The sequence below is a fragment of the Algoriphagus marinus genome (genome assembly GCF_001936475.1).
Lineage (GTDB): Bacteria > Bacteroidota > Bacteroidia > Cytophagales > Cyclobacteriaceae > Algoriphagus > Algoriphagus marinus.
This window is the reverse complement of sequence record NZ_MSPQ01000006.1, coordinates 299,339-316,163: the sequence shown is the minus strand read 5'-3', so window position 1 is coordinate 316,163 and position 16,825 is coordinate 299,339. Positions and strand designations below refer to the sequence as shown.

The window sequence follows — 16,825 nt, the reverse complement described above, 5'->3', positions numbered from 1 at the left end:
CCTTTTTTTCATTCTCCTGTATAGGTCACTCGGTATATGACACCAGCCATATCATCTGAAATGAGCAAGCTGCCGTCAGGTAATTCCTGCACATCCACTGGTCTACCCCAAACTTCCTGGGTCACTTCATCAAGCCAACCCGAGGCGAAAATTTCTTCACCGATTACATTAGAGTTTGCATCCAGTTTCTCTAATGTGACTACATAGCCAGACTTTTTGCTTCTGTTCCAAGAGCCATGCTTTGCCACGATGATTTGGTTTTTATAGGAATCAGGAAACATTTTTCCTTCATAAAATCGCATTCCGAGCGGAGCTGTGTGAGCTCCAAGTTTTGCAGCGGGAGCAACATAGGCACTTTGCGCTTTTCCCTTATTGCCAAATTCAGGGTCTTTTACAGTGCCTTCATGCCAATAAGGATATCCAAAATGCTGTCCAGCAGTAGTTGCTCTGTTGAGTTCACAATTTGGGACATCATCACCCATCATATCTCTACCATTGTCGGTAAACCATAATTCACCGGTCACTGGATGCCAATCAAATCCAACTGAATTTCGCACTCCATGGGCATAGACTTCCGGTTTAGGATTTGGGGATTTTGGATCAAGTCTGGTGATACTGGCAAAGATCTCATCTTCTGACTCGCAGATATTACAAGGGGCTCCCACAGGAATGTAAAGCATCCCATCCGGTCCAAAGGAAATAAATTTCCAGCCATGATGTCTTTCTGTTGGATATCCCTCATAAATCACTTCGTATTTGGGATTGTTGAGGGTATTTTTGATGTCTTTGAATCTCAGGATTCGATTTACTTCCGCTACATAAAGATCACCATCCTTGTAGGCAACTCCATTTGGCATTCTTAGGCCTTCCGCCAAAATAAATTTGACATCCGCTTTGCCGTCACCGTCTTCATCAATGATAGCATAGACATTTTTTTCTTGTCTATTGCCTACAAACACGATTCCATTGTCACTCAAAGCCATTGATCGTGCATTGGGAACATCAGCGGCCCAAACATCAATTTTAAAGTTTTTTGGAAGTTTGATTTTATCCAATTGGACGTCAGCTACAGCATTTTTTATACTCCGCTTGTTGGAGCTATTCGGTGTTTTTAGAGACTGAGCATCAGCAGGTTGTTTTTGACTACAGCCAAAAATCAATGCGACAAACAGAAATAAAATAGGAAGTGAGAAATTAGAATATGGTTTCATATGCGTAGAATCTTTGAATAATAAATATAGCTAAGTTCAGATTGTTTTGCTTTGAAAGGTTTATAAGCGGGTTTAATGTTATTTTTGCGCTATGTTATCGATTAATAATCTCTCCTACTTTATTGGAGGCCGTCCACTTTACGAAAATGCCAATCTTCATATTAAGCCAAAAGATAAAATAGGCCTGGTAGGACAGAATGGGACAGGAAAGTCCACTTTATTGAAAATAATAAATGGAGATTATCAGCCTTCTTCCGGTGAGGTACAAAAGGCAAAAGATTGTACCATTGGTTTTTTAAATCAGGACTTATTATCCTACCAATCTGACGAAAGTATTTTAAATGTTGCATTAGCAGCATTTAAAGAAACCTTGAGTCTTCAGGATGAAATCGATGAAGTTCTCAAAAAAATGGAAACGGACTATTCAGAAGAGATCATCAATCGATTGGCTTTTCTACAGGAGCGTTTCGAAGCGAATGAGGGCTACACTATTAAAGCTAAAGCAGAAGAGGTATTGGAAGGGATAGGATTTAAGACTGCAGACCTCGAAAAGCCACTTCGTACTTTTTCAGGAGGATGGAGAATGCGGGTTATGCTTGCAAAACTGCTTTTGGAAAAGCCGTCCTTGCTTATGCTTGATGAGCCAACCAACCACCTTGATTTGCCTTCTATCCAGTGGGTGGAGAATTATTTAAAAACCTATGAGGGTGCTGTAGTAGTGGTTTCTCACGACCAGACTTTTTTGAATAATTGTATCAGTAGTACAGTAGAAGTAGCAAATCAGACACTTACGCTATATGCTGGAAATTATGCTTTCTATAAAGAAGAGAAAATAGAGCGGATGGAAATCCAGCAAAATGCTTACGAGAATCAGCAGCAAATGATCAAGCAGACGGAAAAGTTTATCGAACGATTCCGGGCTAAAGCATCCAAATCCAATCAAGTACAATCCAGAATCAAAGCGCTTGACCGAATGGATAAAGTCCATGAGGTGGTTAATGACGAGGTTTCAGTTAATTTTAAATTTAAGTTTTCAAAGCAATCAGGCCGTGACGTCATCGTGCTGGATCAAGTATCTAAGTCATATGGTGATTTAGTGATTTTAAAAAACTCAACAGCAAGGATCGAAAGAGGAGATAAAATTGCTTTGATTGGTGCAAATGGAAAAGGTAAATCAACGCTTCTTCGAATTATTGATGGCTCTGAAAAAATCCAAGGAACCCGTACAGAAGGCTATAATGTGATCAAATCGTTTTTTGCGCAGCATCAGTTGGAAGCCCTTACTTTGGATAATGAGATCATTCAGGAAATGACGCAGGCTGGAAGTGCAAAGTCTGAAATGGAGTTGAGAGGGGTTCTAGGTTGTTTCCTATTCACAAATGAAGAAGTATTCAAAAAAATAAAAGTCTTGTCAGGAGGTGAAAAATCCAGAGTTGCATTAGCTAAGACATTGATTTCTGAGGCTAATTTCCTTTTGTTGGATGAACCTACCAACCACTTGGATTTTCAGTCGGTAAATATTTTGATCCAGGCTCTTCAGCAATATGAGGGCACTTTTGTCACTGTTTCTCACGATAGACATTTTATCAAAGGTGTGGCAAACAAGATTTGGTACATTGAGAATCACGAGATCAAAGAATATCCTGGAACTTATGAGGAGTTTGAAATTTGGAAAGCGAATCAAGTGGAGGAGAAGCCTCTTCAAAATGTGGTGAAAGTCCAGAAGAAAGAACAAGCTCCTGCTTCAAAGAATACGATGGAAGCTCAATTGGCGAAAAAAGAACTCAAGAAATTGGAAGAACAACTTTTGAAAATCGAGAGTGAAATTGAATCACTTGAAACCCAAAAGGAAAAACTTGAGGTAGAAATGGCGAATCCAGAGCTTTATGCAAATGAAAGTGAAGCACAAACTGTTCAAGAAAAACATCAAAAAATTGAATCAAAGCTTTCTGATTTGAATAACGATTGGGAAAAATTGGTAGACCAAATTTCATCTTTGCAGGAAGTCATTGCTTGAAAATTGAGGAATCAATTATGTTTTGATTAATTTTCAGAATGAAGATTTATATAAAGAGTTTTCTTTTTCTGCTTCTTTTGGGGATTCAATTCAATGCTTTTTCCCAACTCGAGGATAAAATTTATACAGATCATATTCAGTCGGTTCGTCTTTTTCCTCTGGGAGCAACTACGGAAAGTCAATTAAGCTCTCCTGTAGCACCGCTTTCTGGCTCAAGACCATTAGTATTGCTATTTGACGATTTAGCTTATGATGCAGAACAGTATAGCGCAAAATTGATCCACTGTGATGCGGACTGGCAAAAATCCCAACTACGTGATAATGACTTTTTGATCACATTCAATGAATTCAATATTCAGGATTATGAATACTCCATAAGTACTCGGATCCCCTATATTCATTATCGGTTTGAACTTCCCAGAGTAACCAAGTCAGGCAACTATATCCTCAAAGTCTACAGAGGGAGAGATGAGTCTAATGTGATTCTGACTAAACGCTTTATGATTTATGAAGAGCTTTTTACGGTTGGATCTGCAATCGTTCCTCCTTCCCAAACCCAAGATAGAAGAGGGGCTCAGCAAATAAATGTGGTGTTGAATTATTCGAAAGGAGAAGTGATGGATCCCATGAGCCAAATCAAAGTTGTACTTAGACAAAATCAGCGATGGGATAATTCTAAGTATTTGGTCAAGCCTACATTTATGAATGAGAGCTCGAAAATCCTGAGGTATGAGTTATTTGATGGACAAAATGAGTTTGATGCAAGTAATGAATTCCGTTTTGTGGATTTGAGATTTATTCGTGCAACAGGTTTGAATATTGCGGATGTGAGAGTAGAGACAGACGTAATTTATGCAGATGCGGTAATCAATACACCTCGTCAAAATAGCGTCTACTCTCAATATTTAGATCTCAATGGGCAATATCTTGTTTTTACCAATGATCGCCCAGGTGGAGACCCAGAGATTGAAAGTGAATACATGTTGGTTACATTTCGTTTTTCAATTCCGGAGACTTCATCTCAAATTTATCTTTTGGGATCTTTTACTCAGTGGGGAAAATCACCTGAGGCAAAGATGAAGTGGGATCCTAAGTTAAAAGTTTATCAAACTACTTTACTGTTGAAGCAAGGTTGGTATGATTATCAGTTTGCTGTCTCGGATAACGGGAAATTTGAAACTAAGCAATTTGAGGGAAGTCACTTTGAAACAGAAAATGAATATGAGACCCTTATCTATTTCAGAAATTTAGGATCGCGGTATGACCAACTTGTTGGATATATAAATCTTAATCCAAACAAAAGAAGGTTCTAATGAAAAAGCCTGCTGAAAAGCAGGCTTTAATTAATTAAGATTCATCTGATGAAGATTGACTTTCTTCGTTTTCATCAGAGGTTGGAGCGACATTTTGTCGAGTTCTTTCTGAAGGCTTGTAGGGAACAAATCCTTCCCGCTTAAACTTGTAGGTATTGGTTCGAACACCAGTTCCATGGTTTGCAAGATCTAGCATTCCGAATCCTTTATGAGTAAATGCACCAAGACCACATTTAAAAACAAAGTCTTGAACTTCCGGAGCTGCGTAAAGGGTAATTGGAAGCGTATATCCTCTTACCTCATACTTCACATCCATATCATATACTGCATAGATACGAGCAAATTTCTTTTGGGAATCCTTCAGCTTATTTACATAAACCATATCAGGAACTACTTGAAATTTGTAGAAAGTCTCCATCTGCTCAGGGGTGTACCAACCAGATCGTTCCATTCTTGTTAAAGTAGATTCGTAAAGCAAATCTGAAAACTCGTCACTATCAGGACTGATAAAACGCTTTCCAGCTTCTTCATTGAATGCAGGAGTGATTAATACCAAAGGTGAAATACAAACAAACTTATTGGAGGTTTCCAAAGTTGGTTCTACTTCAATTTCGGTATACTCAGGCACTAAAATAAGATTTCCCAACTCAATTTTAGGAGTCGCAAATACTTGTTCAAGTAGGTAGTCCATAAATTCTTCGCTCTGGGAAGAAAGGACTAGGGTGACCAAACTCGAATAATAATGCAATCCACTTCTACTTACTTTTGTCTGACCTTTGAGGCCAGAAAAGTTGAAGTAGTTGTAGTTGAAAAATTCTTCTCTTCCACCTTTTACGATAACTCCTTTAAGGAATTGGGCTAGGATGTACTGGTGGTGGAACGGCAAGTACGAGCCCTTGTTTTTTAGGGAAAATATAAGTCTAACTCTCACGATAAATTAAAAATAAATGAGACAATAAATTTAAAACTGCTATTTAAGGGTGATTAAACTACAGAACGACAAAATTACAACTTTTATTGGAAAAGATTAAACATTGAACCTAAAATGCATGATATCTCCATCTTTTACTACATATTCTTTGCCTTCAATCGCAATTTTCCCATTATCTCTACAATTAGCTTCAGTTTTCAACTGCTGATAATCCGCTAATTTGATAACTTCAGCCTTAATGAATCCTCTTTCAAAGTCTGTGTGAATCACTCCTGCAGCTTGGGGAGCTTTCCAACCTTTTTTTATAGTCCATGCCCGCACTTCCTGAACTCCCGCAGTGAAATAAGTAATTAGATCTAATAAAGAGTATGCCGCAGAAATCAATTTATTGAGACCGCTTTCTTCTAAACCATATTCTCCAAGGAACATTTCCTTTTCTTCTGGATCTTCAAACTCAGCAATTTGTGCCTCAATTGCAGCGCAAAGAATAATTACCTCAGCGTTTTCTTCGCTTACTTTTTCTCTCAGCGCGTCTACAAATTTATTTCCGTTAGCTAAACTTCCTTCGTCCACATTGGCTACATAAAGTACAGGCTTGATCGTAAGTAGGTGCAGGTCTCTCACTGCCTCCAAATCTTCTTTTTCAACGTCAACCGATCGTGCATTTTTACCTTCAGTAAGTGCGTTTTTGAAAAGAATCAAAGTCTCTAATTCTTTTTTGGCTTTCGCATCCCCTGATTTTGCAATTTTTTCTGATTTCTGAATTTTCTTTTCTACAGACTCTAAATCCTTAAGCTGAAGTTCTGTGTCAATTACTTCTTTATCAAATATCGGATCTACTCCTCCCGCAACGTGAACAATATTATCGTCTTCAAAACACCGAATCACATGGATTACGGCATCAACTTCTCGGATATTCGCCAAAAATTTATTTCCCAGTCCTTCTCCTTTACTCGCACCTTTCACAAGTCCAGCAATATCGACGAACTCAATTACTGTAGGTAATACGCGATTTGGATTCACTAATTGCTCAAGAATCTTGAGACGATTATCTGGAACTGTTACGACGCCGACGTTGGGTTCAATCGTACAGAATGGGAAATTTGCAGCTTCAGCTTTTGCGCTTGAGAGTGCATTGAACAAAGTAGACTTTCCCACATTGGGAAGTCCCACTATGCCACATTGTAAGGCCATTAATTCGTAGGTTTTATTTTAAATATTCTATATGACTTATACCCCTTAAAGAATTCAATAAATGAAACTCTAAAAATGGTATAAACCGGTATTGCGAAAATCATTCCGACTACACCGCCGATTTTTGCACCGGCAAAGATAACAACAAAAATTTCAAGGGGATGAGCTTTTACTGATTTAGAAAATATCAATGGTTGAATTAATATATTGTCTATAATCTGTACTGTAGCAAATACTGATAAAATCTTAAAAATAAGATAGTTAAGTTCTGAATTGGTTTCAAAATTCCCGGATGATATTCCGATAATGATTCCAAAACTTGCACCTAAGATAGGTCCGGCATAGGGGATAAGGTTGGCTATAGCTGCAAATAATGCTATAGTCAGCGCATAATCTACACTTAAAATACTCAGTCCCAAACTTGCTAGGGAAAAGATGGCAAGCATTTGAATCAATAGCCCTGAGAGATAATTTGAAAGGAGTTTTTCAACCTTTGTAAAGGTTGCTACTGAAAGTTCAAAATAAGGATTAGGAATAAGATTTAATAGGTTTCTTCGCAGTAGACCATTTTCTAACAAAAGAAAAAAAGTAATAAATGCAATTGCCATGAATCCTATAAACAAGCTGCTGGTCGTATTAATTACCCCACCTATAAAACTTGTAAAGTCGAAACCCTTGATGGTTTCAATCATTGAGTTCTTAAGTTCACCAAATAAAAATCCCGGTTTATTTTCTAAAAGTTCATATTGAAAAAGGAATCGCTCAACCTTTGAGACTGGCGCTTGAACTTTCTCGTAAATCCCGTTCAGATCCAATTCACTAAGAATGATAATTTGATTGTTAATCAGTGGATAAAATAAAAAACTTAAGGAGACAAAAAGCAGCACTATTGAGCTATATGAAAGTAGAATAGCCGCCCAACGAGGGATATGCTGCCCTAGTACATGAAAATCATGTAATCGATTGGTCAAGGGCCTCAAAAGTGCAGCGAGGATCAATGAGGCTATTAAATAAATTGTAATATTCGAAAAGTACCATCCAAAAAGGAGGAACAAAACAATAAACAAAAATAGGTAAGCAAAAAAACGCTGCATTTATTTAAGCATAAAAGGAGGCGATTATGCCTCCTCTAAAGATACTATTTCTCAATTGTTAAAATGAAATTTAGATAACTCATTATTCCCATTTAAGGTCAGAGTTGATTTCTTCATTTTCATCTTCTTTTTCAAATTGCTCAAAATCCACATCAGGCAACAAATCATGCTTGACATATTCTACAGCCTCATTCAGGGCTTCTGCAAATTTGAAGAAATCTTCCTTGTAAAGGAAAATTTTATGTTTTTCATAGGTGAAGGTGTCACCATTCATTTTGCGCTTACTTTCTGTAATTGTCAAATAATAATCATTTGCTCGAGTAGATTTGACATCAAAAAAATAAGTGCGTTTTCCAGCTTTTACTTTTTTAGAGAAAATCTCCTCTCTATCATAGCCTCTTTGATCTTCCACAGTGCTTTCAGTTTGGGTACGGGGTTAATTTTATACGAACTAAGATAAAACAATTCATATTTAGATTTCAACCAAATCGTGTTCTTTTTTAAAGGAATGGAGGTTTTTAGGGTATAAGTTGCTAGCTGTCAACAATGAAGCAAAATAAAAGGTAGATAAACTACCTTTTATTCTCCATGCATAAATGCTTTTTTTGCGAGCAATTCTTCTTCAGTCTCTCGATGGTCTGGATCATCTACGCAACAATCCACCGGACAAACAGCTGCGCATTGAGGCTCTTCGTGAAAGCCATTGCACTCTGTGCATTTGTCAGTTACGATATAGTAAAACTCATCAGAAACTGGTTCTTGTTTTTCAGTTCCGCTTACCACGGTCCCATCAGGGAGAGTGACCTCTTTCAAATTTGTTCCTCCGCCCCAAGTCCACTCTACACCACCTTCGTAGATTGCTGTATTTGGACATTCAGGTTCGCATGCACCACAGTTGATGCATTCATCGGTGATCATTATTGCCATGACTTCATTTTTTTAATTCTCAAAAGTAATAACCATAAAACTGAGAGGCAATAAAAAAGTTGTTGTACTAACTAATTTAATTCAATTCTAAGGTATGATCCTTCAAAATAGGTAAATTTGCCTTTCAATAAGTTTATATGGATTCAAAGGATAGGATAGCAGCATTTGTCAAATTAGGAGAGTTTATAAAGAATTTAGACCAAGAGGAATTTGAAGATATTCAGTGGAGAGCTCAAAATGCTAACAATTGGTTTACTGTGGCTTCAGTCTCAGAGGCTCTCAAAGGGATTGCTTTGATGCTGGATTCTTCAAAACTGAATAATTGGCTCAGTCAATATGAACTATCATCTTATTCCTCTTCATTGAAGGTTGGGGTTTTAATGGCCGGAAATATTCCGGCAGTAGGATTTCATGATTTGATGTGCGTCTTACTTTCAGGTCATATTGCTTCAGTAAAACTCAGTTCTACCGATAGCGTTATTATGAAATGGTTGATTTTCAAGTTGATCAAAATTGATCCCCGATTTGAAGATCTGATAGAAATCGAAGAGATGTTGAAAGGTAAAGATGCCTATATCGCAACAGGAAGTGATAATTCATCTCGTTATTTCAATTATTATTTTGGAAAGTACCCGCATGTTATTCGGCAAAACAGGACTTCGGTTGCAGTTCTCTATGGTGATGAAACTACCGAGGATTATCTTAAACTGGGTAAAGATGTTTTCCAATATTTTGGATTGGGTTGTAGGAATGTATCGAAGGTTTTTCTGAAAAACATAGAGCAACTTCAAGATTTTCTTGGAGCAATTGAAGTATTTAACGAGGTCTCAAACCATCATAAATATCATAATAACTATGACTATAATAAGTCTATTTATTTGGTCAACGGGGTTAGTCATTTAGATAATGGTTTTCTCCTTTTGACAGAGTCAGAAGCGTTAGTTTCCCCAATCTCAGTTTTGTTTTTCGAAATATATGATGGAGAAGAACAACTGAAATCTAGATTACTGGAAATTGAGGAAAAAATTCAGTGCATAGTTTCAAAAGATGGTAGATATGAGAATTCTATACCGTTTGGAACTGCCCAATGTCCTGAACCTTGGGATTACGCAGATGGGGTTGATACAATGAAGTTTTTGTGTGATTTAATCTAATTGTATTTTAGACGCCTTCAAATTCACACAGAATTTTGCTCCTTTATTCTCAGTAGAAAACACTTCTAAACTTCCTGAGTTTTTTCGAACATACTCTCTTACTAAAACCAGTCCCAGACCAGTCCCAGTCTCATTTTTTGACCCTTTGGTGGTAAAAGAGATTCCTTTATTTATTTTCTCTAGGTTTTCGGCACTGATTCCCTTGCCAAAATCTTCTATGGAAATCTTGACGTAACCATCTGATAATGAGGTGGAAATTATCACTTCTCCATTCTGATTTGAAAATTTTATTGCATTATTGATCAAGTTTCTGAGTACGAGTTCAATCATATTTTTATCTCCTATAACTTTCTGGATTTCCGGATTCTCTTCCAGAGTTATTTTAATGTTTTTTTCTTTGGCTAACCGTTCCAGAAGTTGTTTTTGTTGATTAAGAACCCTGTAAATATCAAAATCTTCAAGAACTAGTTGTTCACCCCGGATCTGTGAACTCGTCCAAGCTAGGAGATTTTCTAGCAGCTGTGCCACATTCTCCATGTTTCTGGAAACTTCTGGAAGTAGTTCAAAGAATTCTTCTTTAGAAATGAGGCCAGTCTGTGTCAAGTGAATCAATTCTTTAACTCCAAAAATCGGTCCTTTTAAATCATGAGAAATAATACTAAAGTATTTGTCTTTTAAATCGTTAAGCTGTGCTAATTCATTTTTTTGTGCAATGAGGGTTTCTTTAATTTTGACTTCTTCTGTTATATCATCCATTAAAATTATGGTTCCATTAGAGCTGGATCCCCGACCCAAAAGCGGGATCATTTCCAGTCTTATAATTCGTGTACCCTTTTCCGTTTCTTCCCTGATTTCAATAAAATGCTTTTCATAATCATCTATGAATTCATGAACCTCAGGGTGTTTCTGATAGACTTCACTCAACTTCGTGCCTACTTTGATTTGTTTTGAATCTTTGAAAAATTTAAAAATTGCTGGATTGAAATCAATAATAATCTGGTTCATATCAATCACAAGGACCCCTTTTGTAATTGCCTCAAAAATCTTATTCTTAGCTATAGGCTTGAGGCTAAATAGGTTGTATTTTACTATAGCGATCCCAACAAGTATATATGTAAAAAGAAAGGCAATTGGGGTTAAGTCTATGAATCCAAATGGTTTATAGATCCCTAATTGATAAAATGCATTAAATCCTATAGGGAATAATCCCGCTAAAAATATTAATCTGGTTTGAGCTTTGAAAATTGGGTCAGCAAACTTGAACCTAGTCCATATAATGTAATTTCCAAAGCCAAAAGCTAGGTAAGAATAAATCACATGAACTGCATACCAAGGACCGATTTTAGTAATTAAGGCTTTGAATGGACCCTTTGGAACCAGTTCATAGGATTCATAAATAAGACCATGAAAGTTATTGGTAAAGACGAAAAAGAAAGTCAGTGTTGGTATTAGGAGCACCAAGAATACAGCTTGGGAATAGTTTTTGAAATTTAGTCCTGCGTATTTGAAGGCAAAAAACAACCAGGATACCGCAAGGAATGAAATTCCAATGTACTGGAGCTTTATCAAAATAAGAATTGTGTCTAAATCTGTCGAACTCAGTTCAAGTCCATAGAAAAAACCCCAAAATGCCGCACAAAGCATAGTGATGGCGACCCATTTGGTAGAGCTTTCCATTCTTGATGCAATGATCAAGGATAGCCCTCCTACGATCAATCCGGAAAGAATTAATATGATAGAAAATGGATTGAAGATTAATTCCATTAATTGATGGAAGGTTCAGTTTTGTAACAGCTTGTGATTAGTTGATGCTAATCGATTATAATTATACTGTATAATTACCAACTAAAAAAAAATATCATCTACGATGTCCAAAAAGACTAAAGATTTTTTAATTACACCTTTTGGATTAGTCCTTTTATTAAGTGCTATTTCAATTTTTGCGGCCATCATTTTTGGGGAAGATCAATCTGAAACTGTAACGGATTCGATCCTTATAAACCTATCAAATTGGCAGCAAGGTTTTTTTGGTTTATTGGAGTTCACCCTTCAAATGATGATAATTCTTGTTTTGGGGTATAGTATGGCTATTTATAAACCCATTTTTGATGGCTTAAAGAAGCTGGCTTCTTATCCAAAGACGCAACTTCAGGCAGTATTATTAACAGCTCTTATTACGATGCTTTCCGGTTTGATCAATTGGGGATTTGGACTAATCGTAGGAGCAGTCCTTGCCAGATTCATGACAATGGCGCAACAAGAAAAAAATAAAATTACCAATCCGGCATTATTGGCGTCTGCAGGTTATTTGGGAATGGCTATTTGGCATGGCGGACTTTCGGCTTCTGCTCCATTAAAAGTAGCAGAGAAAGGCCACTTCCTAGATTTAAAAATTGGAGTTATCCCTGTTTCCGAAACGATATTTAGCTCGTTTAATATTTTTATTACCACAGGCTTGATTTTTCTTTTTCTTGGAACGCTATGGATTCTGTCAAAAAATGAAAAAAACCAAACTGTCCAGATTCACACAAAACCTATTAAACCAATATCCAATGCGAATTCTTTTGGCTTAGCTTCTCTGGTAGGTTTATTTATGCTGGTAGTAGGAATATTCGTTCTGTTTAAAAATGATGCAGGTATAGGCGCTTTAAATTTGAATACAATCAACTTTCTACTATTCGGAATTTCACTTTTTGCCTATAAAAATCTGAGTCGATTTACCGAGGCGGTCACTGAAGGAATCAAAAGTTCAGCTGATATTTTTATTCAATTCCCCTTTTATGCGGGGATTTTGGGTGTGCTCCAGGCTTCTGGCTTAATTGAGAAGATCTCACTATACTTTTTAAATAATTCAACAGAGGCTTTTGTACCACTGATTACGTTCTTTTCTGCAGCTTTTGTAAATCTTTTGATTCCCTCAGGAGGTGGACAATGGGCCATTCAAGGCCCGATTTTAGTGGAGGTTGGCAAATCATTTAACCTTCCTATAGGTAAACTTATCCTTGTATTTGCATATGGGGATCAAATAAGTAATCTTCTTCAACCCTTTTGGGCTTTGCCTCTTTTAGCAATTACAGGTGTACCAGCCAAGCAACTCTTAAAATACTGTTTTTGGCTTTTTTTAGTTGGATTTACATTTTTAGCATTGGCTATCTTTTTCTTTTTCTAAAAAATAAGGCTAAAACGGTTTTAAATAAGGATAAACCTTAGGTTACTAAGTATGTATGGCTACTTATTCTAAGGCTAGTTTCCTATATTTGTGTTCTGAAAAAATGAACCTTTTAACTAACCAAAAACCCCTAAATAATGGCTTTTGATATTAATATGATCAAAGAAGTGTATGCTAGATACCCTGAGCGGATTGAAGCTGCCCGAAAGGTAGTGGGCAAACCACTTACTTTGACTGAGAAAATTCTTTACGCACATCTTTCAGAAGGAGCCGCTTCCCAGGCATACAGCAGAGGAGTCTCTTATGTAGATTTTCAGCCTGACAGAGTAGCGATGCAAGATGCGACTGCCCAAATGGCACTTTTGCAATTTATGCAGGCAGGAAAAAGTCAGGCTGCAGTTCCTTCCACCGTTCATTGTGATCACTTGATCCAAGCGGAAGTTGGTGCTGTGACTGATTTGGCAAAGGCCAATGATAAAAACAAAGAGGTTTACGACTTTTTGTCTTCTGTTTCCAATAAATACGGGATTGGATTTTGGAAGCCTGGAGCAGGTATTATTCACCAAGTAGTACTTGAAAATTATGCTTTTCCTGGAGGTATGATGATTGGTACAGATTCTCACACTCCGAATGCGGGTGGCTTGGGTATGGTTGCAATTGGCGTAGGTGGTGCTGATGCATGCGACGTGATGGCAGGCCTTCCTTGGGAACTTAAATTCCCAAAATTAATTGGTGTAAAATTAACAGGTAAGTTATCCGGTTGGACTGCTGCTAAGGATGTAATCCTTAAAGTGGCTGGTATTTTAACCGTGAAAGGCGGGACTGGAGCAATAGTAGAATATTTCGGAGACGGAGCAAGATCGCTTTCCGCTACTGGAAAAGGCACAATCTGTAATATGGGTGCTGAAATCGGAGCCACTACCTCCATTTTTGGATACGATGAAAAATCTGCTGACTATCTAAAGGTTACTGACCGAGCTGATGTAGCAGCCCTTGCAAATGAAATTGCTGCGCATTTGACTGGTGATGACGAAGTCTATGCAAATCCTGAAAAATACTTCGATCAGGTAATTGAAATCAACCTTTCTGAACTAGAGCCTCATGTAAATGGACCATTTACTCCGGATTTGGCATGGCCAATTTCAAAATTTGCAGCCGCAGTGAGAGAAAATGGTTGGCCTGCAAAATTAGATGTTGGGTTGATTGGGTCTTGTACAAATTCCTCTTATGAAGATATTTCGAGAGCTGCATCTCTTGCCAAGCAGGCAGTAGACAAAAAGCTTGTTGCTAAATCTGAGTATACAATTACCCCTGGATCTGAGCAGGTGAGATTTACAGTGGATCGGGACGGGTTCTTAGATACTTTTGGACAAATGGGTGGAGTTGTTCTTGCTAATGCTTGTGGACCTTGTATTGGACAATGGGCACGTCATGGAGCAGATAAGCAAGAGAAAAACTCTATTATTACTTCGTTCAATAGAAATTTTGCAAAACGAGCAGATGGAAATCCAAACACTCATGCCTTTGTAGCTTCTCCTGAGATCGTAACCGCTTTGGCAATTGCAGGTGATTTGACATTTAATCCTTTGACTGACACCTTGACCAATGAAGATGGTCAGCAAGTGAAATTGGAAGAGCCAAGAGGTTTAGAACTTCCAACTCTTGGGTTTGCAGTAGAAGATGCCGGTTATCAAGCTCCCGCTGAGGATGGTTCAAAAGTGACTGTTTCAGTTAGTCCTACCTCAGATAGACTTCAATTGTTGGAGTCTTTCAAAGCTTGGGAAGGAACTGACTTAAAGGGCTTGAAGCTATTAATTAAGGCAAAAGGAAAATGTACTACGGATCATATTTCCATGGCAGGTCCTTGGTTGCGTTTCAGAGGGCATTTGGATAATATCTCCAATAACATGCTGATTGGAGCAGTTAATGCCTTTAATGATCAGACTAACAATGTTAAAAATCAACTTACAGGAGAATTCGGAGAAGTCCCTGCTACTCAGAGAGCTTATAAAGCAGCAGGAATTGGTTCTATAGTAGTTGGTGATGAAAACTATGGAGAAGGATCTTCCAGAGAACATGCTGCAATGGAGCCAAGATTTCTGGGTGTAAGAGCCATTTTAGTAAAATCATTTGCTAGAATTCACGAAACGAATCTTAAAAAGCAGGGAATGCTTGCATTGACCTTCGCAAATCCTTCAGATTACGAGTTGGTTAAAGAAGATGACTCAATCGATATTGTAGGTTTGACCTCATTTGCTCCGGATAAGCAACTTCAAGTTGTCTTACATCATGCTGATGGTACTAGCGACACCATAAATGTAAATCATACGTACAATCAAGGACAGATTGAATGGTTTAAAGCAGGTTCTGCTCTTAATTTGATTAAGGAAGGCCTCTAATAGTTAGATAAATTATTTTTAACCGCAGTCTTTCTGACTGCGGTTTTTTTTTGAAATGTTAATAATATGAGGATTTTAAATATTCTAAGATTTGGTTTCTCCTTTATTGTATTATTTATGCTTGTGAGCATAGTGGGATTTGCCCAGGACAAGGTCGAAAAAGAGGAAAGAATTAGGGAAAAGGAAGTTCCTAGAATTGCTCAGGAGTGGCTGTATGATGCCTTTGAAAAAGTAAAACGACCAAAATGGTATAAGGAGTTTTCGGATTCTGGTTATTCATTTGAGGCAAAATTTCAATATGATGATCATTTCCATAGTGTTGAGTTTGATTCTTTGGGCAACATATTGGATGTGGAAATAGAAATGGATTGGTCGGAATTAAAACAAGAAGTAAGATCTTCAATTGGGAATTATTTTGGAGAAAAATATAAAGTACACAAACTGATTAAAATCCAAATTCAATATTCCGGAGAGGAGGAGGATTTAGAAGATTTTTTTGATGAGGATGAAAATGAGGGGATTTTGATTCAATACGAAATTGAATTTTCAGGGATAGATTTAACTGGTGATTCTAGGATTTGGGAAGGAACATTTGATTCTCGGGGTAATTTTCTTTCACTAAGGATAATCCGAGTGTTGGAAATGGCTAATGTAATCTTCTGATATGCGGGCAATTCTGATATTACTTGGCTTGTGTTGTTTTCCAATATTTTCAAAGGGACAGTCTCAAACTTTCTTTTCTGGGGTTTTTCCTGAAGTTTCTTTAACCAAGAAGCTTTCTAATGAGAACAGGATAAACTTTAAAATCGAAAATCAGGAGATTCTTTTTGATAATAGAATGGGAGATGTAGAGAGTATTCAATTTACTCACTACCGAACTGATTTAATGGCATTTCACGATTGGAGGTTAAACTCTACCAAAAGTATGGCCATTGGGGTTTTTTACCGATTCCAAGACGGTGCTGATGCTAAGCGAATCATTCAGCAATATGCTTTGATTCAGCGATTAAGAAATTTAAGATTGAGCCATCGCTTTCGAACAGATCAGACATTTGCAAAGCAAGAAAAGATAGAAGTTCGATTCCGTTATAGATTAGCATTAGAAATACCTCTAAACGGGATGACATTGGATCCTGGAGAACATTATTTTGTGATCTCAAATGAGCCTATTTTTAATCTTCAAAATAGGGAATTTGAGCTTGAGAACAGGTTTGTTTTTGGTCTCGGAAAACTGTATTCCAAAGGTCAAAAACTTGAATGGAGTATTGATTACAGAACAGATGGGTTCATCCAAAACGACTTAAGAACTCGACTCTGGCTCAAAATTGGATATTTTCAAAGTTTTTAGTCTTTTTTTTATATTCAAACAGTAAAAAACTTGTTGTGAAATACAAAATGATGTATGTTTACGCGTCA

14 protein-coding genes are annotated in these 16,825 nt (G+C 37.2%); 7 read left to right on the top strand and 7 right to left on the bottom strand.

Annotated elements, in window-relative coordinates; all coding sequences use genetic code 11:
* Window positions 1–8: 8 nt before the first annotated feature.
* Entirely contained in the window at window positions 9–1,211 is a 1,203-nt protein-coding gene (locus BVC88_RS11800) for a PQQ-dependent sugar dehydrogenase (RefSeq protein ID WP_075350882.1), read from the bottom strand.
* 91 nt (window positions 1,212–1,302) lie between these two features.
* On the opposite strand from BVC88_RS11800, the gene BVC88_RS11795 reads away from it, so the two are divergent.
* Both BVC88_RS11795 and BVC88_RS11790 read left to right on the top strand, forming a co-directional pair.
* Window positions 1,303–3,228, top strand: a complete 1,926-nt coding sequence (locus BVC88_RS11795) for an ABC-F family ATP-binding cassette domain-containing protein (protein WP_075350881.1) — start codon at window positions 1,303–1,305, stop codon at window positions 3,226–3,228.
* A gap of 38 nt (window positions 3,229–3,266) precedes the next feature.
* On the top strand, window positions 3,267–4,541 hold the full coding sequence (locus BVC88_RS11790; protein ID WP_075350880.1) for a type IX secretion system plug protein: 1,275 nt from the start codon (window positions 3,267–3,269) through the stop codon (window positions 4,539–4,541).
* 34 nt (window positions 4,542–4,575) lie between these two features.
* On the opposite strand, the gene cas6 is transcribed toward BVC88_RS11790, so the two are convergent.
* The 5 genes from cas6 to BVC88_RS11765 form a co-directional block, all read right to left on the bottom strand.
* Window positions 4,576–5,472, bottom strand: a complete 897-nt coding sequence (cas6, locus tag BVC88_RS11785; protein ID WP_075350879.1) for a CRISPR-associated endoribonuclease Cas6 — start codon at window positions 5,470–5,472, stop codon at window positions 4,576–4,578.
* A 96-nt stretch (window positions 5,473–5,568) separates the two neighbouring features.
* Window positions 5,569–6,666, bottom strand: a complete 1,098-nt coding sequence (ychF, locus tag BVC88_RS11780; protein ID WP_075350878.1) for a redox-regulated ATPase YchF — start codon at window positions 6,664–6,666, stop codon at window positions 5,569–5,571.
* Complete coding sequence (locus BVC88_RS11775; protein WP_075350877.1) at window positions 6,666–7,760, bottom strand: AI-2E family transporter; 1,095 nt, start codon at window positions 7,758–7,760, stop codon at window positions 6,666–6,668. The genes ychF and BVC88_RS11775 overlap by 1 nt, the downstream gene beginning before the upstream one ends.
* Before the next feature lie 82 nt (window positions 7,761–7,842).
* On the bottom strand, window positions 7,843–8,172 hold the full coding sequence (locus BVC88_RS11770; RefSeq protein ID WP_075350876.1) for a DUF3276 family protein: 330 nt from the start codon (window positions 8,170–8,172) through the stop codon (window positions 7,843–7,845).
* Window positions 8,173–8,339: 167 nt separating this feature from the next.
* Window positions 8,340–8,687, bottom strand: a complete 348-nt coding sequence (locus BVC88_RS11765) for a 4Fe-4S dicluster domain-containing protein (protein WP_075350875.1) — start codon at window positions 8,685–8,687, stop codon at window positions 8,340–8,342.
* A gap of 137 nt (window positions 8,688–8,824) precedes the next feature.
* Between BVC88_RS11765 and BVC88_RS11760 the strand changes: the two genes are divergently transcribed.
* Window positions 8,825–9,841 carry an acyl-CoA reductase gene (locus BVC88_RS11760; RefSeq protein ID WP_075350874.1) on the top strand — a complete coding sequence of 339 codons (1,017 nt, stop codon included), beginning with the start codon at window positions 8,825–8,827 and terminating at the stop codon, window positions 9,839–9,841.
* Here the strand turns inward: BVC88_RS11760 and BVC88_RS11755 are convergent.
* A complete protein-coding gene (locus BVC88_RS11755) occupies window positions 9,833–11,605 on the bottom strand; it encodes a sensor histidine kinase (protein WP_075350873.1) in 1,773 nt (590 codons plus the stop codon). The genes BVC88_RS11760 and BVC88_RS11755 overlap by 9 nt on opposite strands.
* A gap of 91 nt (window positions 11,606–11,696) precedes the next feature.
* On the opposite strand from BVC88_RS11755, the gene BVC88_RS11750 reads away from it, so the two are divergent.
* From BVC88_RS11750 to BVC88_RS11735, 4 genes are all read left to right on the top strand, one after another.
* Window positions 11,697–13,010 (top strand): TIGR00366 family protein, encoded by a 1,314-nt coding sequence (locus tag BVC88_RS11750; protein ID WP_262481238.1) that lies wholly within the window; start codon window positions 11,697–11,699, stop codon window positions 13,008–13,010.
* A 137-nt stretch (window positions 13,011–13,147) separates the two neighbouring features.
* Window positions 13,148–15,409, top strand: a complete 2,262-nt coding sequence (locus tag BVC88_RS11745; RefSeq protein WP_075350871.1) for an aconitate hydratase — start codon at window positions 13,148–13,150, stop codon at window positions 15,407–15,409.
* A 66-nt stretch (window positions 15,410–15,475) separates the two neighbouring features.
* Window positions 15,476–16,072 carry a hypothetical protein gene (locus BVC88_RS11740; protein WP_075350870.1) on the top strand — a complete coding sequence of 199 codons (597 nt, stop codon included), beginning with the start codon at window positions 15,476–15,478 and terminating at the stop codon, window positions 16,070–16,072.
* A gap of 1 nt (window position 16,073) precedes the next feature.
* Window positions 16,074–16,757 (top strand): DUF2490 domain-containing protein, encoded by a 684-nt coding sequence (locus BVC88_RS11735; RefSeq protein WP_075350869.1) that lies wholly within the window; start codon window positions 16,074–16,076, stop codon window positions 16,755–16,757.
* The last annotated feature ends 68 nt before the right edge of the window (window positions 16,758–16,825 follow it).

Excerpts from the sequence above, each read along its gene's own strand:
- BVC88_RS11765 (WP_075350875.1), bottom strand. The coding sequence starts at position 8,687 with ATGGCAATAATGATCACCGATGAATGCATCAACTGTGGTGCATGCGAA.
- BVC88_RS11740 (WP_075350870.1), top strand. The coding sequence starts at position 15,476 with ATGAGGATTTTAAATATTCTAAGATTTGGTTTCTCCTTTATTGTATTA.
- BVC88_RS11775 (WP_075350877.1), bottom strand. The coding sequence starts at position 7,760 with ATGCAGCGTTTTTTTGCTTACCTATTTTTGTTTATTGTTTTGTTCCTC.
- BVC88_RS11755 (WP_075350873.1), bottom strand. The coding sequence starts at position 11,605 with ATGGAATTAATCTTCAATCCATTTTCTATCATATTAATTCTTTCCGGA.
- BVC88_RS11735 (WP_075350869.1), top strand. The coding sequence starts at position 16,074 with ATGCGGGCAATTCTGATATTACTTGGCTTGTGTTGTTTTCCAATATTT.
- ychF (WP_075350878.1), bottom strand. The coding sequence starts at position 6,666 with ATGGCCTTACAATGTGGCATAGTGGGACTTCCCAATGTGGGAAAGTCT.
- BVC88_RS11745 (WP_075350871.1), top strand. The coding sequence starts at position 13,148 with ATGGCTTTTGATATTAATATGATCAAAGAAGTGTATGCTAGATACCCT.
- BVC88_RS11760 (WP_075350874.1), top strand. The coding sequence starts at position 8,825 with ATGGATTCAAAGGATAGGATAGCAGCATTTGTCAAATTAGGAGAGTTT.
- BVC88_RS11795 (WP_075350881.1), top strand. The coding sequence starts at position 1,303 with ATGTTATCGATTAATAATCTCTCCTACTTTATTGGAGGCCGTCCACTT.
- BVC88_RS11800 (WP_075350882.1), bottom strand. The coding sequence starts at position 1,211 with ATGAAACCATATTCTAATTTCTCACTTCCTATTTTATTTCTGTTTGTC.
- BVC88_RS11790 (WP_075350880.1), top strand. The coding sequence starts at position 3,267 with ATGAAGATTTATATAAAGAGTTTTCTTTTTCTGCTTCTTTTGGGGATT.